At 32.6% G+C, this 25,637-nt stretch carries 25 protein-coding genes; all 25 read left to right on the top strand.

Translation table 11 applies throughout. The annotated features are described in order from the left end of the window. Positions 1-49: 49 nt before the first annotated feature. The 25 genes from cmk (at position 50) to KA900_RS06280 (ending at position 25,347) form a co-directional block, all read left to right on the top strand. Complete coding sequence (gene cmk, locus KA900_RS06400; protein WP_103373237.1) at positions 50-706, top strand: (d)CMP kinase; 657 nt, start codon at positions 50-52, stop codon at positions 704-706. Positions 707-1,005: 299 nt separating this feature from the next. Beyond that, positions 1,006-2,187 (top strand): 30S ribosomal protein S1, encoded by a 1,182-nt coding sequence (rpsA, locus tag KA900_RS06395; RefSeq protein ID WP_103373236.1) that lies wholly within the window; start codon positions 1,006-1,008, stop codon positions 2,185-2,187. A gap of 193 nt (positions 2,188-2,380) precedes the next feature. Beyond that, the gene (gene der, locus KA900_RS06390) at positions 2,381-3,691 is read left to right on the top strand and encodes a ribosome biogenesis GTPase Der (protein WP_210139396.1); all 1,311 of its coding nucleotides are present in this window, start codon (positions 2,381-2,383) and stop codon (positions 3,689-3,691) included. A gap of 16 nt (positions 3,692-3,707) precedes the next feature. Further along, positions 3,708-4,706, top strand: coding sequence for an NAD(P)H-dependent glycerol-3-phosphate dehydrogenase (locus KA900_RS06385; protein ID WP_096809643.1), 999 nt, complete (start codon positions 3,708-3,710; stop codon positions 4,704-4,706). Between the two features lie 169 nt (positions 4,707-4,875). Then, entirely contained in the window at positions 4,876-5,148 is a 273-nt protein-coding gene (locus KA900_RS06380; protein ID WP_002483248.1) for an HU family DNA-binding protein, read from the top strand. 340 nt (positions 5,149-5,488) lie between these two features. Further along, positions 5,489-6,058, top strand: a complete 570-nt coding sequence (locus KA900_RS06375) for a heptaprenyl pyrophosphate synthase subunit A (RefSeq protein WP_096809645.1) — start codon at positions 5,489-5,491, stop codon at positions 6,056-6,058. 6 nt (positions 6,059-6,064) lie between these two features. Beyond that, positions 6,065-6,766, top strand: a complete 702-nt coding sequence (locus KA900_RS06370; RefSeq protein ID WP_103373243.1) for a demethylmenaquinone methyltransferase — start codon at positions 6,065-6,067, stop codon at positions 6,764-6,766. Positions 6,767-6,792: 26 nt separating this feature from the next. Further along, the gene (locus KA900_RS06365) at positions 6,793-7,746 is read left to right on the top strand and encodes a polyprenyl synthetase family protein (RefSeq protein WP_170006899.1); all 954 of its coding nucleotides are present in this window, start codon (positions 6,793-6,795) and stop codon (positions 7,744-7,746) included. Between the two features lie 149 nt (positions 7,747-7,895). Then, entirely contained in the window at positions 7,896-8,345 is a 450-nt protein-coding gene (gene ndk, locus KA900_RS06360) for a nucleoside-diphosphate kinase (RefSeq protein WP_096809651.1), read from the top strand. 421 nt (positions 8,346-8,766) lie between these two features. Next, entirely contained in the window at positions 8,767-9,933 is a 1,167-nt protein-coding gene (gene aroC / locus KA900_RS06355) for a chorismate synthase (RefSeq protein WP_096809653.1), read from the top strand. 39 nt (positions 9,934-9,972) lie between these two features. Beyond that, positions 9,973-11,040, top strand: a complete 1,068-nt coding sequence (gene aroB / locus KA900_RS06350; protein ID WP_096809655.1) for a 3-dehydroquinate synthase — start codon at positions 9,973-9,975, stop codon at positions 11,038-11,040. Positions 11,041-11,049: 9 nt separating this feature from the next. Continuing rightward, positions 11,050-12,348, top strand: coding sequence for a 3-phosphoshikimate 1-carboxyvinyltransferase (gene aroA, locus KA900_RS06345; RefSeq protein ID WP_115342147.1), 1,299 nt, complete (start codon positions 11,050-11,052; stop codon positions 12,346-12,348). A gap of 4 nt (positions 12,349-12,352) precedes the next feature. Next, complete coding sequence (locus KA900_RS06340) at positions 12,353-13,600, top strand: tetratricopeptide repeat protein (protein WP_115342148.1); 1,248 nt, start codon at positions 12,353-12,355, stop codon at positions 13,598-13,600. Positions 13,601-13,621: 21 nt separating this feature from the next. Continuing rightward, positions 13,622-14,182 (top strand): YpiB family protein, encoded by a 561-nt coding sequence (locus tag KA900_RS06335; protein WP_103372626.1) that lies wholly within the window; start codon positions 13,622-13,624, stop codon positions 14,180-14,182. Positions 14,183-14,186: 4 nt separating this feature from the next. Further along, complete coding sequence (locus tag KA900_RS06330) at positions 14,187-14,789, top strand: DUF1405 domain-containing protein (protein WP_096809664.1); 603 nt, start codon at positions 14,187-14,189, stop codon at positions 14,787-14,789. Between the two features lie 37 nt (positions 14,790-14,826). Then, entirely contained in the window at positions 14,827-15,522 is a 696-nt protein-coding gene (locus KA900_RS06325) for a zinc metallopeptidase (protein WP_096809666.1), read from the top strand. Positions 15,523-15,803: 281 nt separating this feature from the next. After that, a complete protein-coding gene (locus tag KA900_RS06320; protein ID WP_096809667.1) occupies positions 15,804-16,121 on the top strand; it encodes a nucleotide pyrophosphohydrolase in 318 nt (105 codons plus the stop codon). 32 nt (positions 16,122-16,153) lie between these two features. Further along, on the top strand, positions 16,154-17,302 hold the full coding sequence (gene bshA, locus KA900_RS06315; protein WP_096809668.1) for an N-acetyl-alpha-D-glucosaminyl L-malate synthase BshA: 1,149 nt from the start codon (positions 16,154-16,156) through the stop codon (positions 17,300-17,302). Beyond that, positions 17,295-18,494: a CCA tRNA nucleotidyltransferase gene (locus KA900_RS06310; RefSeq protein ID WP_107643889.1), complete on the top strand. Its 1,200-nt coding sequence runs from the start codon at positions 17,295-17,297 to the stop codon at positions 18,492-18,494. Before bshA ends, KA900_RS06310 begins: the two co-directional genes overlap by 8 nt. Continuing rightward, complete coding sequence (locus KA900_RS06305; protein WP_096809670.1) at positions 18,487-19,458, top strand: biotin--[acetyl-CoA-carboxylase] ligase; 972 nt, start codon at positions 18,487-18,489, stop codon at positions 19,456-19,458. The genes KA900_RS06310 and KA900_RS06305 overlap by 8 nt, the downstream gene beginning before the upstream one ends. Before the next feature lie 23 nt (positions 19,459-19,481). Beyond that, positions 19,482-22,181 carry a helicase C-terminal domain-containing protein gene (locus KA900_RS06300; RefSeq protein ID WP_115342149.1) on the top strand — a complete coding sequence of 900 codons (2,700 nt, stop codon included), beginning with the start codon at positions 19,482-19,484 and terminating at the stop codon, positions 22,179-22,181. Between the two features lie 94 nt (positions 22,182-22,275). Beyond that, positions 22,276-23,568 carry an asparagine--tRNA ligase gene (asnS, locus tag KA900_RS06295; protein WP_096809672.1) on the top strand — a complete coding sequence of 431 codons (1,293 nt, stop codon included), beginning with the start codon at positions 22,276-22,278 and terminating at the stop codon, positions 23,566-23,568. 81 nt (positions 23,569-23,649) lie between these two features. After that, positions 23,650-24,336, top strand: a complete 687-nt coding sequence (locus KA900_RS06290) for a DnaD domain-containing protein (protein WP_103372620.1) — start codon at positions 23,650-23,652, stop codon at positions 24,334-24,336. Beyond that, a complete protein-coding gene (nth, locus tag KA900_RS06285; protein ID WP_096809674.1) occupies positions 24,326-24,985 on the top strand; it encodes an endonuclease III in 660 nt (219 codons plus the stop codon). Before KA900_RS06290 ends, nth begins: the two co-directional genes overlap by 11 nt. A gap of 5 nt (positions 24,986-24,990) precedes the next feature. Beyond that, positions 24,991-25,347 (top strand): YpoC family protein, encoded by a 357-nt coding sequence (locus KA900_RS06280; RefSeq protein ID WP_107643893.1) that lies wholly within the window; start codon positions 24,991-24,993, stop codon positions 25,345-25,347. Positions 25,348-25,637: the final 290 nt, after the last annotated feature.

Raw genomic sequence — 25,637 nt, 5'->3', positions numbered from 1 at the left:
TATTTATGATAAAATATTATTTATAAAACAACAAGGAAGGGTTACTAAAATGAAACCAATTAATATCGCATTAGATGGACCTGCAGCAGCGGGTAAGAGTACAATAGCTAAGCGTGTTGCAGCTAAATTATCTATGATATACGTAGATACTGGCGCAATGTACCGCGCCATTACATATAAATATTTACAATTAAATAAGACTGAAGATTTTTCAAGTCTTGTTCAATCATCAGTATTATCTTTGACATATGATGAAGAAAAAGGACAAAGGGTAATTCTAGACAACCAAGATGTTACGGATTATTTAAGAGAAAATGATGTAACAAATCATGTTTCTTATGTAGCTTCAAAAGAGCCTGTACGTACATTTGCTGTAGAAAAACAACAAGAATTAGCAGAAAAAAAAGGAATAGTGATGGATGGAAGAGATATAGGCACAGTTGTGTTACCTGAGGCAGAATTAAAAGTATATATGATTGCTTCAGTGGAAGAACGCGCCATTCGTCGTCAAAAAGATAATGAATTAAGAGGTATTCAATCTAATGTTGAACAATTAAAGCAAGAAATTTCTGACCGTGATCAATATGATATGAACCGAGAAATATCTCCGTTAAAAAAAGCAGAGGATGCAATTACTATTGATACTACGGGCATGAGTATTGAAGATGTTACAAATGAAATTTTAAATTTAGTCAGTAAACTTTAACCAATTTATTGCACGTTAACCTTTGATTAAGATTTAGGTCTCTTCTATTAAAATAATGTAAAAAAGTTATAAAATACCAAAAACAGGGTATAATATCATAGAACATTTTTTATTAACGGGTACTGCATATATATCAATGTAAATTGCTATTGAAATTAGAATATTAAATAAAGCAAAATATCAATTTACATCATTTTAACGATTGGAATTAGGATGCCTACTATAAAGTGGAATTTCTTGACAATTCTGTCAAATTATAAGATGTTATAAATATGTAGTGTAATAAGGAGGCAGACAAGATGACTGAAGAATTCAACGAATCAATGATTAACGAAATTAAAGAAGGGGATAAAGTTACTGGCGAAATTCAAGAGATTGAAGAAAAACAAGTCGTTGTACATGTAAATGGCGGCAAATTCAATGGTATTATCCCTATAAGTCAACTTTCAACGCATCATATTGACAACCCAAGTGATGCTGTAAAAGTTGGAGACGAAATCGGTGCTTATGTTACCAAAGTAGAATATGATGAAGAAAATGAAACAGGTGCTTATATTCTATCTAAACGTCAATTAGAAACTGAAAAATCATATGAATTTTTACAAGAAAAATTAGATAATGATGAAATCATTGAAGCTAAAGTCACTGAAGTTGTTAAAGGTGGGTTAGTTGTAGATGTTGGTCAAAGAGGATTTGTACCAGCTTCATTAATTTCTACTGATTTTATCGAGGATTTCTCTCATTTTGATGGACAAGTTCTAAAATTAAAAGTTGAAGAATTAGACCCAGCAAATAATCGCGTCATTCTTAGTCGTAAAGCTGTAGAAGCATTAGAAAATGCAGAGAAAAAAGAAGAGCTACTAAACAAATTGGATGAAGGCGATGTAATTGACGGTACCGTAGCACGTTTAACGAATTTTGGCGCATTCATAGATATTGGTGGCGTAGACGGTCTAGTACATGTTTCTGAATTATCACATGAACATGTTAAATCACCTGAAGATGTCGTTTCAATTGGTGATAAGGTGAAAGTTAAAGTTAAATCTGTAGACAAAGATTCTGAACGCATTTCCTTATCCATCAAAGATACGTTACCAAGTCCATTCGAATCACTAAGAGGCGAAATTAACGAAGGTGAAAACATTGAAGGTAAAGTAGTTAGACTTACAAGTTTTGGCGCCTTTGTTGAAATTAAACCTGGCGTGCAAGGATTAGTTCATATTTCAGAAATTAGTCATTCACATATTGGTACGCCTGGAGAAGTATTAGAACCTGGAGAAGTAGTAAGTGTTAAAATACTAAGTATTGATATTGAAAAAGAACGTATTTCACTTTCTATTAAAGCAACATTACCAGATGAAAATGTCGTTGAAAGCGATAGTGAAACGACACAATCTTATTTAGACCATGGTAATGACGACGAAGACAATCCAACATTAGGAGACGTTTTCGGAGATAAACTTAAAGATATTAAGTTTTAATAGATACACTTGAGACCAATTTTAAATCTTGTCCTATTTGAATTAGGGCAAGATTTATTTTTTTAATGTACATAGAAACAACTACGTAATTATTCTATCACTGAATACCAAAATGAATTCATTAATAATTTCTTTTGAAATACTTTCCCCTTATGATAGAATTATAGAGATTAAAAAAGAGAGGAAGTTAGTTATGACTAAACCTATAGTTGCTATTGTAGGAAGACCTAATGTGGGTAAATCTACAATTTTTAACAGAGTCGTAGGTGTACGTGTCTCTATTGTTGAAGATACACCAGGTGTGACTCGCGACAGAATTTATTCATCAGGTGAATGGTTAACGCATGACTTCAATATCATTGATACAGGCGGTATTGAAATTGGAGATGCACCATTCCAAACACAAATAAGAGCGCAAGCTGAAATTGCCATAGATGAAGCTGATGTCATCATTTTTATGGTTAATGTACGAGAAGGATTAACACAAAGTGATGAAATGGTAGCACAAATGCTATACAAATCAAAAAAACCAGTTGTTTTAGCTGTCAATAAGGTCGATAATCCTGAAATGAGAAATGACATATATGATTTTTATTCACTTGGTTTTGGAGACCCATATCCAATCTCTGGTTCGCATGGATTAGGATTAGGGGATTTATTGGATGAAGTAGTTAAACACTTCAAAGAAGAAGAACCAGACCCATACGATGAAGATACCATACGTTTGTCTATTATCGGTCGTCCTAACGTCGGTAAATCAAGCTTAGTTAATGCTATACTAGGTGAAGATCGAGTGATTGTGTCCAATGTGGCAGGTACAACCCGAGATGCCGTCGATACTGAATATAGTTATGATGACCAAGACTATGTACTTATTGATACTGCTGGTATGCGTAAAAAAGGTAAAGTATATGAAAACACTGAAAAATATTCAGTGTTACGTGCACTTAAAGCGATTGAACGCTCTAATATCGTATTAGTAGTTATTGATGCAGAACAAGGTATCATCGAACAGGATAAGCGTGTTGCTGGCTATGCTCATGAAGAAGGTAAGGCTATCGTTATAGTTGTTAACAAATGGGATGCAGTAGATAAAGAAACAAATACAATGAAAAAATTTAAAGATGAAGTTCGTAAAGAATTTCAATTCTTAGATTATGCTCAAATTGCATTTGTTTCAGCTAAAGAAAAGAAACGTTTATCTACGCTATTCCCTTATATCACTGAAGCTAGCGAAAACCATAAAAAACGTGTTCAAAGTTCAACATTAAATGAAGTTATTACAGATGCTATTTCTATGAATCCAACACCAACTGATAAAGGTCGTAGATTAAATGTATTCTATGCTACTCAAGTGGCGATAGAACCGCCTACTTTTGTCGTATTTGTAAATGACATAGAACTAATGCATTTTTCTTATAAACGTTACCTTGAAAATCAAATAAGAGCTGCTTTTGGATTCGAAGGCACACCTGTGCACATTATATCAAGAAGAAGAAACTAATAAATGGAGGGGTTACATGTCTAATATAACTGTATTTGGTACAGGAAGTTTCGGTACGGCGTTAGCAAATGTCTTAGCGGAAAATGGACATCAAGTATTAATGTGGGGAAAAAATAAAAATACTGTTCAAGAAATCAATGAAGAACATTTAAACACAAAATACCTTAAAAATGCACAACTTGAAACATCGATTACAGCAACTCATGATATTAATGCTGCGATAACACATGCAGATGTTTATCTAATGGCTCTACCTACGAAAGCAATGAGAGAAGTGGCTAATGAAATTGATTCACACTTAACCACTCAAAAAATATTTATACATGTAGCAAAAGGAATTGAAAACGATACTTACAAACGTGTATCTGAAATGTTAGAAGACAGCATATCTGAGGAGCATAATGGTGGCATAGGTGTATTATCAGGGCCAAGCCATGCCGAAGAAGTTGTAATCAAACAGCCTACTACAGTCGCTGCTTCTTCTAAATCACCAGAAGTGAGCAAGCTTGCACAAGATTTATTTATGAACGATTATTTAAGAGTATACACAAATGATGACTTAGTAGGGGTTGAACTGGGTGGCGCTTTAAAAAATATTATAGCCGTTGCGAGTGGCGTGATTTCTGGAATGGGCTTTGGAGATAACGCAAAAGCTGCATTAATGACTAGAGGTTTAGCTGAAATTAGTCGCTTAGGTGAAAAATTAGGCGCCGATCCACTTACGTTTTTAGGGCTCGGTGGTATTGGAGATTTAATTGTTACTTGTACTTCTACACACTCTAGAAACTATACACTCGGCTATAAGTTAGGCGAAGGTAAATCTTTAGATAAAGCGTTAGAAGAAATGAATATGGTTGTAGAAGGTGTATATACTACCAAATCTGTTTACAATTTAGCTGAAGCGCACAATATTGAGATGCCAATTACTACTGCTTTATACAAGGTTTTATTTGAAGATCAACCTGTCGATGAAAGTGTAAAAGACTTAATGGGACGTGGCAAAAAGTCAGAATAAAAAAGTACTATTACACTTTTTTGCAAATATATAACATTTTGATATTAAAATCCTATTAATTCAACGTTTTTTGCACATAAATCATTGCAGTTGCAGTAATCCTTGTGTTAAAGTCATAGCATAATGATATTAAGATATCATTATAGACCCCAGGGGAGGTGAATTCATAATGAACAAGACAGATTTAATCAATGCTGTTGCAGAGCAAGCCGACTTAACTAAAAAAGAAGCTGGTTTAGCTGTAGATGCAGTATTCGAATCAATTCAATCATCACTTTCTAAAGGTGAAAAAGTACAATTAATTGGATTCGGTAATTTCGAAGTACGCGAACGTGCTGCTCGTAAAGGTCGTAATCCACAAACTGGTAAAGAAATTGATATTCCTGCAAGTAAAGTTCCAGCATTCAAAGCTGGTAAAGCTTTAAAAGATGCAGTTAAATAATTCTTTACTTAAAAGCGAAGCCCTTTTAAAGGGGCTTTTTCTTTTTTTATAAGCTCTTTTAAATAAATAACTAAAAATTGATTGTTAACTATGCCTCTTAATATGATATCATTCGGTATAATGGTGTTATATTAAGAGCTTTTTAAAAATGATTAAACATAAACTTTTAATATATCGTTTTTCTTCAAAAATAATCAGTAAAAAGCTCATGGTTTATTTCACAAATTTTATAATTCACAAAATACATAAAACGTAAATATTTATCACTTTGAAAACCGTCGATTTTAATTTTCCTTATATAATGTTAATATGTATATTGATAATAACGTGAGGTGTGAACATGGAAACGACATTAAGCATTTTTGAAAAACAAATTACCCAGCGCTTGAAAGGTATACATTATCATGACACTATTTATGTAAATAAAATGTTAGCTCAAATTCTTGATACCTATGATATACCTGAAGATGCTAAATTAGCTTGCCTCACTATAGATACTGCGATGCGTCATTTAGATGAGGTTTCTAAAAACCTATCCTCTAAAAAATCCATTTTGATTGGCGATTTGCTAAGCGCTCACTTTTATACATTATTAGCTAAGTTAAATGATCCAATTTATCAAAAGGAAATGAGTAAAGCGATTGTGGAAATCAACGAAATGAAATCATCCATTCATAATGGCGCAATTCCAGAAAAAGATATAGGGCATTACATTTTAAAGATAGAAAACAAATTTCCATTTATTACAATTAATCGATATGTGTCCAATAGCAAAATAGCAAATATCGATCAAAAATTATTAACTAACTTGTTAGAAAATCATCCTTCATATTTAAAAAATTATTCAAAAGATGAATTAAACACAATTTTAGAAGAAGTTAAATCAGAAATTTATTCAAAAAAGAGGTAATCAAACATGGCAGATAATAAAGCGAAAAAAGAACAAGTCCATAATGTGTTTCAAAATATTTCTGGAAAATATGATCGTCTCAATAATATCATTAGCTTTGAACAGCATAAAACATGGAGAAAACGTGTTATGAAAGAAATGAATGTTAAACCAGGTAGCAAGGCATTAGATGTTTGCTGTGGAACGGCAGATTGGACTATTTCTTTAAGTAAAGCAGTGGGGCATACTGGTGAAGTATTAGGTGTAGATTTTAGTGAAAACATGTTGGAAGTAGGTAAAAATAAAACAAAGGATATGCAAAATATTCAGCTTATTCACGGCGATGCTATGAATTTGCCCTTTGAAGATAATGAATTTGATTATGTCACTATCGGCTTTGGTTTACGTAACGTACCTGATTATTTAGCTACGCTTAAAGAACTCAATCGAGTTCTAAAACCTGGTGGCATGGTTGTTTGTTTAGAAACAAGTCAACCGAGTGCTCCAATATTCAAACAGTGTTACAAATTATATTTTAAATTTGTTATGCCTGTATTTGGAAAAATATTTGCAAAATCAAAAGATGAATACGAATGGTTACAACAATCTACTTTTGATTTTCCAGATAAAGAAAAATTAAAACGCTTATTCTCACAAGCTGGATTTAGTAACATTAAAGTACGTAGCTTCACTGGTGGCGTTGCAGCGATGCACCTAGGCTATAAATAAAAATGAAACAACCAAAGGTGATTACTGTGTCAAAGTTAAATATAAATAATGAAATTAAGATAATTGAAAAACAATTAGAAAAATCATTGATAAGCAAAGACCAAATCCTAGAGAAAGCTTCTTATCATTTATTTTCATCAGGAGGTAAACGTGTAAGACCTGCCTTCGTTATTTTGAGCAGTCAATTTGGTGAGGAAATGAATGAAGACGTGTACCGTGTAGCTGTTGCGCTTGAATTAATACATATGGCGACATTAGTCCATGACGATGTTATTGATAAAAGTGATAAACGCCGAGGTAGTCTAACAATCGCTAAAAAATGGGACCAGGATACAGCAATACTTACTGGAAACTTTTTATTAGCTGTGGGTTTAGAACATATTTCGAACATTGAAGATAACCGTGTACATAAAGTAATATCTAGTGCAATTGTTGAAGTATGTATGGGTGAGTTATACCAGTTTCAAGATCAATTTAACGCGAAGCAAACGATCACTAATTATTTAAGAAGAATCAATCGCAAAACGGCATTGCTAATCCAATTATCTACAGAAGTAGGCGCTATCGCTTCTCACGCTGATCACAAAACCATTCGAAACTTAAAAATGATCGGTCATTACATCGGGATGAGTTTTCAAATTGTGGATGATATTTTAGATTTTACTAGTACAGAAAAGAAATTAGGAAAACCAGTAGGTAGTGATTTAATGAATGGTCATTTAACGCTTCCAGTATTACTAGAAATGCGTAATAATCCAGATTTCAAACTAAAAATTGAACAACTTAGTCCTGAAAGCGAACAATCATTATTCGATGAATGTATTCAAACAATCAAAAACTCAGATGTCATTAAGCAATCACAAGCGATAAGTGATCGATATTTAGAAAAAGCACTTTATCTCATTGATCAGTTAGAAAAAGATGATGCGAAACCATTATTTAAAAAAATAATCAAAAAAGTAGGGAAAAGAAACGGGTAATTATGTGAAAACCATTGAAAGCGCTTTAATTAACTGTTAATATATTAATGTGCTATAAAACATAATAATGTTTTGTTTTATATTTTTGTTCAAAGTATTTAATTTTATCTTTGTACATTATACATAATTAACAGGGGGATAAACACACAATGGAAAGAACATTTCTAATGATTAAACCGGATGCGGTTCAACGCAATATGATAGGAGAAATTGTTTCTCGTATAGAACGTAAAGGGCTTAAACTAGTAGGCGCTAAATTAATGACAGTACCTAAATCACTTGCTGAAGCACATTACGCTGAACATACAGATAAACCATTCTACGGTAATTTAATCGACTTTATTACTTCTGCGCCTGTGTTTGCGATGGTAGTAGAAGGTGAAGATGCTGTCCATGTCGCTCGTCATATCATTGGCGCAACAAATCCATCAGAAGCAACACCAGGTACTATTAGAGGGGACCTTGGTTTAACTGTCGGAAGAAACATTATCCATGGTTCAGATTCAGTAGACTCAGCAAATAAAGAAATCAATCTTTGGTTTAATTCTGAAGAGTTAAGTGAATTTACAGAATCACGCGAAATGTGGTTGTACGAATAATCGTTTACAAGATAACTCAAATAATGTAGTTAATATGAAAATAAATAAAGTACATAAGTGTAATTTTAAGCGCAAACATATTAAACATTTGAAAATCTACTTTTACTTTCCATTACATTAAAAGTAAATAGGAAAGAGAACAGCTGACTGTATAGATTAAATTACAGTCAGTTTTTTTATTTTAAGTATCATACTATTGGAATAGCAATATTGCTTTCTAAAATAACAATTGAAATCCATGCTCAAGTCATTTAATATCATAAGTTATTACTGAAAAAATATTCAAATGTTATCATTGTACGTAGGTATATCATATAAACATTAACAATTTTGAAATTTTTCTGTTAATTTGAACTATTGAATATGATAAGATAAAGGACATATAATCATTTAAAGTACTAAAGAACGGAGTGGGTAAATAATGAGATATTTAACTTCAGGAGAATCGCACGGTCCACAATTAACGGTAATTATTGAAGGTGTGCCATCAAATTTAGAAATCAATGTATCAGATATTAATGAAGAAATGTTTAAACGTCAAGGCGGATACGGTAGAGGGCGTCGTATGCAAATTGAGAAAGATAGTGTTGAAATTGTATCAGGCGTACGTAATGGGATTACACTTGGTAGTCCAATTACGCTTATTGTTACAAATGATGATTTTAAACATTGGAGAAAAATTATGGGGGCAGACCCAATAAGTGATGAAGACCAAGAAAACATGAAACGCGTCATTACCAAACCACGACCAGGTCATGCAGATTTAATTGGCGGTATGAAATATAACCACAGAGATTTAAGAAATGTATTAGAACGCTCTTCTGCTAGAGAAACAGCAGCACGCGTAGCTGTAGGTGCAGTTTCTAAGATTTTACTTAAACAACTTGATATTCATTTTTATAGTAGAGTCATGGAAATTGGCGGTATTAAAGATGATTTAGAATATGACCTTGAAACAATTAAATCTAATGTTGATAAAAATGATGTCCGTGTAATTAACGATGAAATCGCACAACAAATGAGAGATAAAATAGATGATGCGAAAAAAGCAGGTGACACTATAGGTGGAGTTGTCCAAACAGTTATTGAAGGTGTACCTGTAGGCGTTGGTAGCTATGTGCATTATGATCGCAAATTAGATGGTAGAATAGCTCAAGGTGTAGTGAGCATCAATGCATTTAAGGGTGTGAGCTTTGGTGAAGGCTTTAAAGCAGCAGAAAAACCTGGAAGTGAAGTACAAGATGAAATACTTTACGATACAACAAACGGCTACTATAGAGGGTCAAATCATTTAGGTGGGTTTGAAGGTGGCATGTCTAACGGTATGCCTATCGTCGTTAATGGTGTGATGAAACCTATCCCAACATTATATAAACCGCTTAATTCAGTAGATATAAATACAAAAGAATCTTTCAAAGCCTCTGTTGAACGTTCTGACAGCTGTGCTGTACCTGCTGCAAGTGTTGTAGTAGAAAATGTAGTTGCTTTCGAACTTGCAAAAGCGTTGCTAGAAGAATTCCAGTGCAATCATATCGACCAATTAAAAACACAAATTGAAGAACGTCGTTTATTAAATATTGAATACTAAGATTAATTTAAAAATTTTAAGATTAACTAGGTGATATCTATGAAACTACAAACCACTTATGAATCAAATAATTACCCTATAATTATAAAACATAATGCTTTAGATCATTTACATCAATACATTAAGCAATATAAGGATATTGTGCTTATCGTCGATGGTACAATTGATAAAGAATGGAATGAAACTTTAAATTTCATCACGTCTGAATACGATGCACACAAACTTGTTATACCATCTGGAGAATCTACTAAATCTCTAGATTTTTATGGACAGTCAATAGAGACCTTGCTCAGTAACAAGTTAACTCGAAATACTTGCATTATTGCAGTGGGCGGAGGCGCTACTGGAGATTTTAGTGGTTTCTTAGCTGCTACATTGTTAAGAGGCGTCGACTTTATCCAAGTACCTACAACGATATTGGCGCATGATTCTAGTGTAGGAGGAAAAGTAGGCATTAATTCAAAACATGGCAAAAATTTAATAGGCGCTTTTTATAGACCTAAAGCAGTTATCTATGATTTGAATTTTCTTTCAACATTACCTTATACAGAAGTACTCAGTGGTTATGCTGAAGTATATAAACATGCTTTGTTGAACAATGATAATGATGTAAATGAGATTGAAACTCATTTTACAAATAAAAAAACATTAGCTTCTTTAAATGAAATTGAATATTATATTTATAAAGGTATCGAGACAAAATTGAATCTTATTGTCCAAGATGAAAAAGAATCGCATGTACGTAAATTTCTAAATTTAGGTCATACGTTTGGTCATGCAGTAGAGTATACATTTAAAATTCCACATGGCCATGCTGTGATGATAGGCATTATTTTTCAATTTATTGTAGCGAATAAAGTTTTAAACCAAAATTTTGATATAGCCCATTATATTAATTATTTAAAATCTTTAGACTACCCTTTAAATATTATAGAATCATTTGAATTCGACCCGCTTTATGAGCTTATGTTAAAAGATAAGAAAAATGATCAGTTAGGTGTGCAAATGGTCTTATTAGATGGCATTGGTCATCCTGTGGTTAAGCACGTAGGTAAATCAACTTTGTTAGAGAGTTTTAAAGATTTACAAACATATTTTAAAAAGTAGGTGGCATATTTGGTTAATAGTAAAACAGTTGATATAAAAGGGCCTCTTGTTGGAGATATAGAAGTCCCTGGGGATAAATCTATGACGCATAGAGCAATTATATTGAGCTCACTAGCATCAGGAAAGTCAACGATATATAAACCACTATTAGGCGAAGATTGTATTCGTACTGTAGAAATTTTTCGTTTGCTTGGCGTCGAAATAGAGGTCTTAGAAGATAAGATTGAAGTTAATTCCCCTGGATACAAATACTTCCAAACACCACACCAAGTACTTTATACCGGTAACTCTGGTACTACGACACGTTTAGTTGCTGGTTTATTATGTGGGCTCGGCATCGAAACGGTACTCTCCGGAGATGCTTCTATTGGGAAAAGACCTATGGATAGAATTATGAAACCTTTAGGCTTAATGAATGCTAATATTACAGGCATAAATGATAACTTCACGCCATTAATCATTAAACCCGCACGTATTAAAGGGATAACATACCAAATGGAGGTTGTCAGTGCGCAAGTAAAAAGTGCCATATTATTTGCGAGTTTATTTGCAAATGAGAAAACAATGGTTTCTGAAATAGGCATTACACGTAATCATACAGAAACGATGTTCGAACATTATCAAATTCCAATCAAAACAGACGGGCAGACAATAACATTGCCTGAAAATAGCATTGAACACATTAAAGCAGCAGATTTCCACGTACCTGGTGATATTTCATCAGCAGCTTATTTTATCGTCGCGGGCTTGATAACACCTGACAGTGATATTACAATTCACAATGTTGGCATAAACCCAACTCGTTCAGGTATTATTGATATCGTGACACAAATGGGTGGAAATATAACACTATTCAATCAAAATGATAATCCAGAACCAACCGCTTCTATCAGGGTACAATATACACCAGATATGAAACCATTACATATCAAAGGTGATTTGGTACCAAGATCGATTGATGAATTGCCAGTCATCGCTTTACTTTGTACTCAAGCTAGTGGTACAAGTATTATAAAAGAAGCAGAAGAATTGAAAGTTAAAGAAACAAATCGAATTGACACAACAGCAAACATGTTGAATCTATTAGGCTTTATGTTACAACCTACAAGTGACGGCATAATTATTCATCCATCTGAATTTGAACAAACAGCTACAGTAGATAGTTTTACCGACCATCGTATTGGCATGATGCTTGCTGTCGCTTCATTATTGACTGATGATTCATTAACAATTGGTCAATTTGATGCTGTCAATGTTTCCTTCCCAGGTTTCTTACCTAAATTTAAACAATTAGAAAACGAGGGATAAAAGTATGGAAGATATCTATAAACTTATAGATGATATCAACTTACAGAAGTTAGATAACTTAGATACACGTGTAAATGACGCGTTAAGTTCTCCAAAAGACGATGCACTCTTTATTCTTGGTGAAACATTATACAATTATGGTTTAATGCCACAAGGACTTGAGGTATTCCGCACGCTTTACCACAAATACCCAGACGAAAGTGAGCTCTTAATCTATTTTATTGAGGGACTTATTGCTGAAGATCAAACTGATGAAGCTTTAGAATACCTTAGTACAGTGGAATTATCTACAGAGCGTTTGATGTTAGAAGCAGATCTATATCAACAATTAAATATGCTTGAAGTAGCCATTGATAAATTAGTAGAAGCCATTGACATTGAACCCAATGATCCAATTATACATTTTGCATTGGCAGAATTACTTTATTTTGATGGCCAATATCTACGCGCTTCTTCAGAATATGAAACTGTGCTTGAAACAGGCGAATATCAAATAAACAACATTAATCTATTCTCACGTTTGGCTATTTGTAGTTTGCAAAGTGGTAATTATGGTGATGCGATTAAAATGTTTGATGAAATTAATGAAGATGAAATGGACTCTGAAATATACTTTAAAAAAGCGATTGCATATGAAAAGAATGATTTAACTCAAGAAGCCATCAAATTAGTTCAAACATTATTATCAAAAGACCCAGATTTCCTCCAAGGCTATTTTTATTTACAACAATTATATGAAAACGAACATAACCATGCAGATGCGATTGAAATTGGTAAAGAAGGATTACGACTAAGTCAATTCTATAAAGAATTAATGGTCTCAACAGGTAGTATTGCTATTGAACATGGTGATGCAAATGAGGGTGTAGAATTGTTATTACAAGCTTTAGAAGTAGATAACGCATACCAAGAACCACTCTTAATCTTAAGTGATTTCTTTAGACAAGAAGAAGATTACAACGCACTTATTGGACTATTGCAACATGTTGACGAAGAAGACTTAGATCCAGTGTTCATGTGGCATTTAGCACATGCGTTAGGCCAAGAAGAACGAGATAAAGAAGCTCAACACTTTTTTGAATTGGCTTATCCAACAATGCGTACACAATCTGCATTCTTAAGCGACTATTACTTCTATCTTGTAGAGATTGGTTATATTAAACAAGCTCAAAATATTTTAAATCAATTACTTGAAATGGACCCGTCAAATGAAACTTGGCACGATGAAGCTGAGCGATTGCAATCATTCTAATTAGTTAGGAAGGTGAGTATAATGACTGATACACTACAACAAGTAAAGGCTAGTTTTATTGAATATATATTATTCCAATATCGTTTTAAATCTAGAATAAGTGTATGGGTATTGAATTTAATAAAATCCTCACCTGAGTTATTGCAACACATTCACTTTGTTGATGCATATATTTCTAATCACAACACGCTAGAAATCGCGACAGATAATACAAGTCAACCAGCGATAAAATTCACAATGCAAAATCAAGTAATGATTAACAATGACAAAATATTTGATTATATCGCGGATCAAAAGATATCTTTTGATATTAAATTATATTTAAATCAAGAAGAAGTGCGAGATACAAAATTAGATGAATTATTATTAACTCAATTGCTAAATTCGCCATATTATGCGATATATATTCAAGATATATATCGCATTCCATTATCGAAACAAAGCGAGTCTTCTATCATCAAACATTTACAAGATAACATTGACCTTAGTTTACAATTGCACGACAAGGATTTATTTTATCAATTATCTCAAATTCTTAATACTTTTAAGTTAAGAAATTTAAATATATTACCGAAGGATTGACAGTATGAATATGAATACGCTCTGGCAACTTATTATTTATAACAAAGGTATGTTGTATTTCTTATTAGTATGTAATTTATTAGGGACAATTTATGGGTATATTTGGTATGGTTCACAAATAAGTATTACACAATGGCAATTCATACCTTTTGTGCCCGATAGCCCAACTGCATCGCTTTTTCTATGTATTGCTATCGCAGGTTTGATTATAGGCAAGAATTTGCCTATTATTGAAGCGCTCGCATTTGTTTCACTCATTAAATATGGTGTATGGGCTGTCATTATGAATATCATTTTATTTATTCAATACGATATGATTACAATCACAGGTTGTATGCTCATACTATCTCACGGTATTATGGCAATTGAAGCTTTCATTTTTTATCCAAGATTTAAAGTGACTATCGTAGCATTTTTTATAGCGATGGTATGGGTTTTCCACAATGACATCATCGATTATGTATTTATGCAATATCCTTATTATGATTTTATTGCGAGTCATGTCGAATCAATAGCTTATTTGGCATTTTGGTTAAGTATTATGCCTTTAGTGTTATATTTAAGTTTAACTCGATTTAAAAAGGATAAAATATTTGACCATTATTAACGTCCACAGTAAAATATTAATAAAGGAGTGAGGATTTTTGTCTTTTATTTATATGATTATATACTTTGTTATTTTAATGGTCTTGCCTCTATGGGCACAGCACAAGGTTAAATCTAACTATGAAAAGTATTCACAAGTAAGATCTACTAGTGGTAAAACAGGGCGAGAAGTGGCTCTTGAGATACTTCATTCAAACGGTATTTACGACGTAGATGTTGTAGAAGGAAAAGGTTTCTTAACAGATCATTATGATCCTAGTAAAAAAGTGCTTGTCTTATCACCAGCAAACTTTAGCAGACCTTCAGTAGCTGGTACTGCCATCGCAGCGCATGAGGTAGGCCACGCGATTCAACATGCGCAAGGTTACTTCTTCTTAAGATTTAGAACTTCGCTGGTACCTCTAGCTAATATTGGTAGTTCATTAGGTTATATGGCAGTATTTGCTGGTATTATTTTAACTAGTTTACAGAGCACATTAGGCTCTACCGCACTTTGGATTGGTATTGCTTTAATGTCATTTGCAGTATTGTTTTCAATTATCACATTACCAGTTGAATTTGATGCAAGTAGTAGAGCGATGAAACAAATTAAAAGTTTAGACATCGTTAACGAAAATGAATATCGACATGCTAAGAAAGTACTATCTGCAGCTGCTATGACATATGTAGCATCAACTGCTGTAGCATTAGCAGAACTTGCACGTTTCATTTTAATTGCTAGATCAAGTGAATAAACTATTAAGATATCTCCTATCATGTTTACATGGTAGGATTTTTTTATACCGCAAATATGATTATTGATTATAAAGACAGTGAAAATCTTAGATGTGCCACAAACCGCACTATGTTTCGTCCTTATTTGAAGTGTACGTGTAATGAGTCCTTTTTAAATTATCCAAAATGAATAAACTATCAACTGATTTTTAAATATAATCTAAGGGTTGCAGGAATAATGCATGAAGCATAAAATTAGTCTATACTATATAAGAAACCGTTAGAATGTGAGGCGTTTAATATGAAATCAATGAAAGATATGCAAACTGAAGTTGATACGTATATCAGTCAGTTTAAGACAGGTTACTTTTCTCCTCTAGCAAATCTGGCAAGATTATCTGAAGAAGTAGGGGAATTATCAAGAGAAATCAACCACTATTATGGGGAGAAGAAGAAAAAGGATACAGAAGAGGTTAATTCAGTAAAAGCTGAGCTCGGTGATAATTTATTCGTGTTATTGTGTATTGCTAATTCCTTAGATATAGATATGACTGAAAGCTTTAACGAAACTATGGAAAAATTTAATACACGTGATAAAAATCGTTTCGAAAGAAAATAGATTAATATAATCAAAGAAAGGGTGTTCCACCTATGAAAATAGGCATTACATGTTACCCATCTATGGGTGGTTCTGGTATTATCGCAACTGAATTGGGTATCAAGTTAGCGGAAAGAGGTCATGATATCCATTTTATAACATCAAATATACCTTTTAGAATTCGCAAACCTTTATCGAATATTACATTTCACCAAGTTGAAGTAAATCAATATGCAGTGTTTCAGTACGCGCCATATGATATCACTTTAAGCACAAAAATTGCTGAAGTCATTAACGAATATGATTTAGATCTATTACATATGCATTATGCTGTACCACATGCGGTTTGTGGTATATTAGCTAAACACATGTCTGGTAAAGACATTAAAATAATGACAACACTACATGGAACTGATATTACCGTATTGGGTTATGATCATTCTTTAAAAAATGCAATAAAGTTTGGAATAGAAGGTAGCGACATTGTTACAAGTGTAAGTAAATCACTTGCACAACAAACAACAGATATCATTGAAACTGATAAAGAAATTATTCCTATTTATAATTTCGTTAGGGAAAAAGAGTTTCCTACAAAAGGTGATACACCAAGCAAAGCAGATTTAGAATTAAAAGCATGTTATGGTATAAATCCTGAGGATAAAGTGATTATCCATGTTTCTAATTTTAGAACTGTCAAACGCATTGACACAGTTATTGAAACGTTTGCTAAGATACATCAACAGTTACCTTCAAAACTTATTCTTTTAGGTGATGGCCCGCAATTAATGGATATGAAAGAAAAAGCACGTGAACTCAATATAGAAGATTCGGTACTTTTTTTAGGTAAACAAAACTGGGTAAGTGAATTTTATCAGATTTCTGATTTAGTGTTATTATTAAGTGAAAAAGAGAGCTTTGGCCTCACGTTACTTGAAGCAATGAAGTCAGGTGTCTTACCTATTGGTTCAACAGCAGGTGGCATCAAAGAAGTCATCAAACATAAAGAAACAGGGTTTATTGTTGATGTAGGAGATAGTAACACGGCAAGTACATATGCATTGGAATTACTAACGAATGATAAATTGTATAACGAAATGCAACAACGTATGTTAGAAGACGTTGCAAAACGCTTTTCTTCTGATTTAATCGCTGACCAATATGAATACTATTATAAAAAAATGTTAGAGGATAATAATGACTAAATCAATATTTGAACAAGCAAAACCTATTTTAAAAACTTTACAATCAAATGAATATCAAGCATTTTTTGTTGGTGGGTCCGTCAGAGACTTTTTAATGCATAAACCAATTCATGATATCGATATTACTACAAGTGCGATGCCTGAAGAAATCGAAGCCATATTTGAAAAGACAATCCCTATTGGTAGAGAGCATGGCACTATTAATGTAGTTTATAATGGCGAACATTACGAAGTTACAACTTTCCGAGCAGAGGGTGACTATGAGGATCACCGTAGACCTAACGAAGTTTTTTTCGTTCGCGAGTTATACGAAGATGTTAAAAGACGTGATTTTACGATGAATGCTATAGCAATGGATGCAGACTACCATATCCTCGACTACTTTGGTGGTCAACAAGATATCGATCACCATATCATAAGAACTGTGGGAAATGCACACGAACGATTTAATGAGGATGCTTTGAGAATCATAAGAGGCTTACGTTTCCAAGCACAACTAGGTTTTACAATAGAAAAGAACACTTTTCATGGTATGAAATCACATATCAGTGATATTAAATATCTATCAATTGAACGTATTGTTATTGAACTTAAAAAATTAACATCGGGTCGCTATATCGATCGTAGTTTCCAAAATTTACAATATTTTAAAGCGTTTAACTACATCCCATTTTTTAAGCACTATGATTTATCGCAAATGATTTTAGATGAATCGGTACCATTTTCATTGTTTATAGCTTTATTAAAAGTACAACAACCGAATGTAAAAGGTCATCTTAATGACTTAAAAATAAGTAACAACGAAAAAAAACATATAGGTAAGTTAGAAAGCATATTGACCCAGTTACCGAACATTAAATCAAAATCGGATTTTAAATTATTTGTTTACGATTATAGTCAAAAAGACATATTAAATGTATTAACCTTTACAACGTTAATCGTCAAAAATAATTTGCCAAATGTTTCACCTTTAATCGTTAATGCACAATCTGTCAAAGAGATCGCTAATCAGCTCCCTATTCAATCTAGAAAAGAAATCGACATAAATGGTAAAGATTTGCTTAATCTCGTAAATAAACCAAGTGGCCCTTGGCTCAAGACAGCGCTAAGAGAAATTGAGTGTGCCATTATAGATGGAGACGTCCAAAATATTAAACCAGAACTCATTAAGTGGGTGAAAACGCATGTCTAAATATAGTAAATATGTGATGCAACTGTTATATCAACATCAATCCAATTATATTTCTGGTCAATTTATTGCGGAACATCTCTCTATATCTCGAACAGCAGTTAAAAAGGTGATTGATCAACTTAAAAGCGAAGGGTGCGATATAGAATCTATTAACCACAAAGGTCATTGTTTAATTGAACTCCCAGATAAATGGTATAGTGGGATTGTAGAGTCTTTAATTGATGCACAAGCGATGTTCAACCATGTCGAGGTGTTAGAACAGATTGATTCCACACAATTATTAGCCAAACAAAAACTGGTAGGGAATTCAGAGACCTTTATGATTTTAAGTGACGAGCAAACAAACGGTAAAGGGCGTTTCAATAGACCATGGGATTCACCCCGTGGTAATGGGCTATGGATGTCTATCGTTTTGCGTCCCAAAGTATCATTTGAAATGATTACTAAATTTAATTTGTTTATGGCATTAGGTATTAAAGATACAATGCAACGATTTTGTAATGATAAAGTAACTATAAAATGGCCGAATGATATCTATATAGATGGTAGAAAAGCATGTGGTTTTTTAACTGAAATGGTGGCTAATAGTGATGGTATAGAAGCAGTTATATGTGGTATTGGCATCAATATGAATCATTTACCTGATGATTTTCAAGGCGAGCTACAACAGAAAGCTACAAGTATGAGAATACATGCTAACCAAAAAATACATCGTTATCAATTATTAGAAGTATTGATTCATCAAATCGAAAAACGTTATAACCAATTTCTAAATCAACCATTCTCTACTATTCGAAAAGAGTATATTGAAGCTTCGAATATTTGGAATAGAACCCTAAAATTTACTGACAATGGAAACCAATTTCAAGGAGAAGCAATCGATATTGACGACGAAGGTTATCTTATCGTTATTGACAACCAAAAAGAATATCATAAATTAATGAGTGCGGATATTGAACTTTAATATAAAAGAAAGGAGGAATGCATATGACACAACCTTGTTATGCTGTTGTTGATTTAGAAACAACAGGTAATCAATTGGATTATGATGAGATCATTCAAATAGGAATTACTTTTGTGCGTGAGAATAAAATCATTGGCACCTACCATTCTATGGTTAAGACAGATTTAGAAATTCCTCCTTTTATACAGGCATTAACTTCAATTGAAGAAGAAATGCTAGATCAATCACCATATTTCCATGAAATTGCCGAAGATATTTATAAACAAATTGAAGGTTGTATTTTTGTAGCGCACAATGTAACTTTCGATCTAAATTTTATCAAAAAATCTTTTAAAAATTGTAATATTAAATATCGACCAAAGAAAGTGTTAGATACTTTGGAATTGTTCAAAGTAGCTTTTCCAACAGACAAAAGCTATCAGTTGAGCGAATTAGCTGAATCGCACGGCATCGCTTTAAACAATGCGCATCGCGCTGATGAAGATGCGGCTACAACTGCACAGCTTATGATTTTGGCATTTAATAAATTTGAAGCATTGCACATAGATACTTTGAAACAACTATATTATCTAAGTAAAAATTTAAAATATGATTTACATGATATTCTTTTTGAAATGGCAAGAACTCATACAAATAATGTATTAGAGGACGATTTTACACAATTCGAACAAATTATTTACAAAAAACAAAAAGATTTTAAAGCGCCAACAGCAAACTTTAATGGCACACTAAAAGATTTATATTCCGACCTCACAGAGAAACTCAATTTGACCTATCGGCCACAACAATTATATTTATCTGAAATTATATTAGAACAATTGATGAATAGCGAAAAAGCAATGATAGAAGCACCGTTAGGCAGTGGTAAATCATTTGCTTATTTACTTGCATCACTCATGTATAATATTGAAACAGGCAAACATGTAATGATTTCAACTAATACAAAATTGTTACAAAATCAATTATTAGAAAAAGATATTCCAGCAATTAAATCAGCTTTAAATTTTAAAATAAATGCGTCGTTGATTAAAAGTAAACGAGATTATATTTCTTTGGGATTAATGAGCCAAATTTTAAAAGATGAGTCTAATAATTATGAAGTCAGTATTTTAAAAATGCAATTACTCATATGGATCACAGAAACTAATACTGGTGATATTCAAGAGTTAGACTTAAAAGGCGGTCAAAAAATGTATTACGAACAAAAATTAGAGACTTATGTGCCAGTTCGTAATGATATCAATTATTTCAACTTTATTAAACGCAATGCTCAAAATATTCAAATCGGTATTACCAACCATGCTCATTTAATCCACGCATCACACGACAATACAATTTACCAATTATTCGATGATTGTATTATAGATGAAGCACACAGATTACCAGATTACGCATTAAATCAAGTCACAAACGAATTAAGTTATGCTGATATTAAATATCAATTAGGTCTGATTGGTAAAACTGAAAATGAAAAATTGTTAGCAGCTATAGACCATTTGGAGCAACAACGTATCCTCGAAAAGTTAGATATACCTCCAATTGATGTTTTTGGCTTAAAAACGAATATTAATGAAATACATGATTTAAATGAGCAACTGTTTAGCACTATGTTTCATATGATACAACAATCGGAAGTTCACGATGATGACGCACATAAAATTCATTTCGTATATCATTTTGATGTAACTCCAATTTTGAATGATTTACATTCTATTATTCATAAATTAAATATGACATTAGAATTCTTCAATGGTATGAGCCACAAAACAATTAAAACAGTTAGAAAGCAACTATTATATATCACTGATAGGTTTAGAGCGATTGAAAATAGCTTAAAAAATAGTCATATTAGTTATTTATCAATTAAAAATATCCATCAAAAATCTACAATAAAATTGAATGTTAAAGATTACGATGTCAAAGAGATATTAACCAAACAAGTATTAGATAAATTTAACGCTTTAACCTTTATCTCTGGTACATTAACATTTAATCACTCATTCGAAAATTTCAAACAATGGTTTAATAAAGATATAACATTCAACACCTATGAAATTGATACTTCTTCAGTGTCTCCGAATCAAACAACTGTCTTTATACCAAATGATGTAGCGTCATATAACTATAAAAATATAGACGATTATGTGAGTTCTATCGTTAATTACGTTATTGAATATACTACTATCGTTGAATCAAAATGTTTAATACTATTTACAAGCTACAAAATGATGCACATGGTACAAGAATTATTAAATGAGTTACCTGAATTTGAAGATTATGTCGTATTAACACAGCAACAAAACCAAAACTATAAAATTGTACAACAATTTAATAGTTTTGATAAAGCAATTCTATTAGGTACTGGCACATTTTTTGAAGGCTTTGATTTCCAATCCAACGGAATAAAATGTGTTATGATTACAAAATTACCTTTTATGAATCATAACAATACAAAATATTGGTTAATGGAATCTGAATTTACTTCAACATTTAAAGACTTTGTTTTACCGGATGCCGTTACTCGATTTAGGCAAGGTTTAGGAAGGTTAATAAGAAATGAACAAGATAAGGGTATTATAGTCTCTTTCGATGATCGTTTAATCCGAAGCAACTACAAACAATTCTTTGAACAATCATTAGAAAATTATCGTCAAAGAAAAGGCGATATCAAACAATTCTCAAGTTTACTTAAAAAGTTACAAAAAGAGACAAAACGCCGCTAAAAGTTGATACACGCAACTAGAACTTGCAACTTGATTTTGTTAAAATATATAAGGATTAATAAAAGAAGATTACAATAAAATTAGGAGTTTAGTTATGAAGACAACGATAAAAGAAGCAAAACATTATATTAACCAAGAAGTAACTATTGGTGCTTGGTTAACAAACAAACGTTCAAGCGGTAAAATCGCATTCTTGCAATTAAGAGATGGCACAGGTTTTATGCAAGGCGTTGTGGTCAAAGCTGACGTAGATGAAGATACTTTCCAATCAGCTAAAGATATTACGCAAGAATCTTCACTGTATATTACTGGTGTTATCACTGAAGACAACCGCTCTGATTTAGGCTATGAAATGCAAGTTAAATCAATTGAAATCATTTCAGAAGCACACGATTATCCAATCACACCTAAAAATCATGGTACAGAATTTTTAATGGATCACCGCCATCTATGGTTACGTTCAAAGAAACAACACGCGGTTATGAAAATTAGAAATGAAATTATTCGTGCAACATACGAATTCTTTAATAATAATGGTTTTACAAAGATTGATCCACCAATATTAACAGCAAGTGCTCCTGAAGGCACAAGCGAATTGTTCCATACCAAATACTTTGATCAAGATGCCTTTTTATCACAAAGTGGACAGCTATATATGGAAGCGGCTGCGATGGCACATGGCAGAGTATTTTCATTTGGTCCAACATTCCGTGCGGAAAAATCAAAAACACGTCGTCACTTAATTGAATTCTGGATGATTGAACCAGAAATGGCATTTTGTAACCATAATGAAAGTTTAGAGATTCAAGAACAATATGTGTCACATGTTGTTAAATCAGTTTTAAATCATTGCAAATTAGAATTAAATGCATTAGAGCGTGATACATCTAAACTTGAAAAAGTCGCGACACCGTTTCCACGTATCACATACGATGATGCAGTTATATTCTTAAAAGAACAAGGCTTTGATGACATCGAATGGGGTGAAGACTTTGGCGCTCCCCATGAAACTGCAATTGCAAATCATTATGATTTACCTGTATTTATCACTAACTATCCAACAAAAATCAAGCCTTTCTATATGCAACCAAACCCAGAGAATGAAGAAACAGTCCTTTGTGCTGATTTAATCGCGCCAGAGGGTTATGGTGAAATCATTGGTGGTTCAGAACGTATCAATGATCTTGCATTGCTAGAACAACGTATCAATGAATTTGAATTAGACCCGGAAAGCTATAGTTACTACCTAGACTTACGTCGTTATGGTAGTGTGCCACATAGTGGTTTCGGATTAGGGCTTGAAAGAACAGTCGCATGGTTATCAGGGGTAGAACACGTGCGTGAAACCGCGCCATTCCCTCGTTTATTAAACCGTTTATATCCATAGTACAATCAATGAAACTAACTACGTCCAGTCTATTTATGGCTGGACGTTTTTATAACAACTATATAGGTAGGAGGAAATTATTTGGATAAAGATATACTTAAAACAAGGCCTGTGGTTATTCGTAAAGAATTATTAGATCACTACAATGAGTTAGGTATCAATGAGCGTGAACTAGTCATTCTAATTAAATTAATCTACGCATCTGAAACTACGAATAAACAGCCGCCCATTGAATCTTTACAAAGAGGCACATCACTAGATTCAAGAGAAACTACTTCTATCATACAAAGTCTGATTCAGCACGACTTATTAGAACTAAATGTTAATAAAGATGAAGAAGGTAAGTTCACTGAATATATGAACCTCGACCAATTTTATAATAAATTAAGTGATATAATCGATCAAATTAATGTAGATAAAAGTCACAAGCAATCTGAGCTTGAATTTAACACGCTTTTTCAAAAAATTGAGCAAGCATTCGGTAGGCCTTTATCACCATACGAAATTGAGACTTTAAACCAATGGTTGGATGTAGACAAACATGAATTAAGTATCATTCAAGCAGCTTTGGATGAAGCACAAAGTCAAAATAAACTTAATTTTAAATATATTGATAGAATATTATTAAATTGGAAAAAGAACAATGTAAAAACCATTGAAGATTCAAAAAAAATAAGCCGACAATTTAACCAACCTAAAATGAAACACACAATTAAAAAAGTACCTAAATTTGATTGGCTTAATGAGGAGAATCAAGATGATAAGTAATAAAAAAGCATTAGAAATGATCGATGTTATTTCAAATATGTTTCCAGATGCAGAATGTGAACTTGTACATGAGAATCCATTTGAATTAACCATTGCAGTATTGTTGTCAGCACAAACTACAGATGTTTCAGTAAATAAACTGACTAAACATTTATTTAAAAAGTATAAAACCCCCGAAGATTATATTAATGTTGATATTTCAGAACTCGAAAACGACCTTCGCACCATTGGTTTATATAGAAATAAAGCTAAAAATATTCAAAAGCTATGTCAATCATTGTTAGAAAAATTTAACGGCATTATCCCAGAGACACATGCTGAACTTGAAAGTCTAGCAGGTGTGGGGCGTAAAACAGCAAACGTAGTTATGAGTGTAGCTTTTAATGAGCCTTCGTTAGCTGTGGATACACATGTAGAACGTGTATCTAAACGATTGGGTATATGTAGATGGAAAGACAACGTAAGACAAGTTGAAGATAAATTATGTAAAGTAGTCCCAAGAGAGCGATGGAATAAAACACATCATCAGCTCATTTTCTTTGGACGCTATCACTGCCTAGCACGCAGCCCTAAATGTGATATATGTCCATTATTTGATGTATGTAGAGAAGGACAAAAACGATATAAAGCAAGTTTGAAAGAAGTGTGAACTGATTGATTTCAAAAGAAGACTTTAAAGACATGGAATTACAAATTGATGCATTTTCTAAACAGAAAAAATTAAAATCACCACAAGCTAAAGCATTATTAGATCAATATTTTGATATGATTGAAACTTTTTTTTTACAAATCAATGGTATTAATACAATTGACTTTAATCATTTATCCGACTATCCTATTGTGCCTATGAATTTTGAAGAGCGTTATCATTATATGGTTGCTCGGAAGTATCATTTTATGGGCTATAGACAAATGAAAACACTCAAATCAGAATTAATTAAAATGAATGCTTCGTATCAAATTCGTCAAAAAAAGAAGGGAACGGGACAAAAATCACATTTTTCTGAGTAGATGACGAAGATTGGTTATGGCTTTGGTTACTAAATAGAATATAAACGTACTGCTATAAAAGTAATTGTCTCCATAAAAGGTGTGTAAAAGAAATTTTAGACGTAGACGCTTAACCTATTATTATGGTTACGCAGCCCTTGGCTCATGCGTAAGTATGCTTTATATAACCACCAAAATAAAAGAGAGGTCTTTGAAGCATAAATGTCTCTAACTCATAAAAAAACGTCAGTTTGTATTGTCACTGAACCAGATTTCTACGCTTTTTTTACCAAAAAACAGGACTGATTTTT

It is taken from the genome of Staphylococcus sp. GDY8P120P (assembly GCF_017892065.1).
GTDB lineage: Bacteria > Bacillota > Bacilli > Staphylococcales > Staphylococcaceae > Staphylococcus > Staphylococcus nepalensis.
The sequence above is the reverse complement of the archived record's forward strand: the minus strand, read 5'-3'. Positions and strand labels throughout refer to the sequence as shown.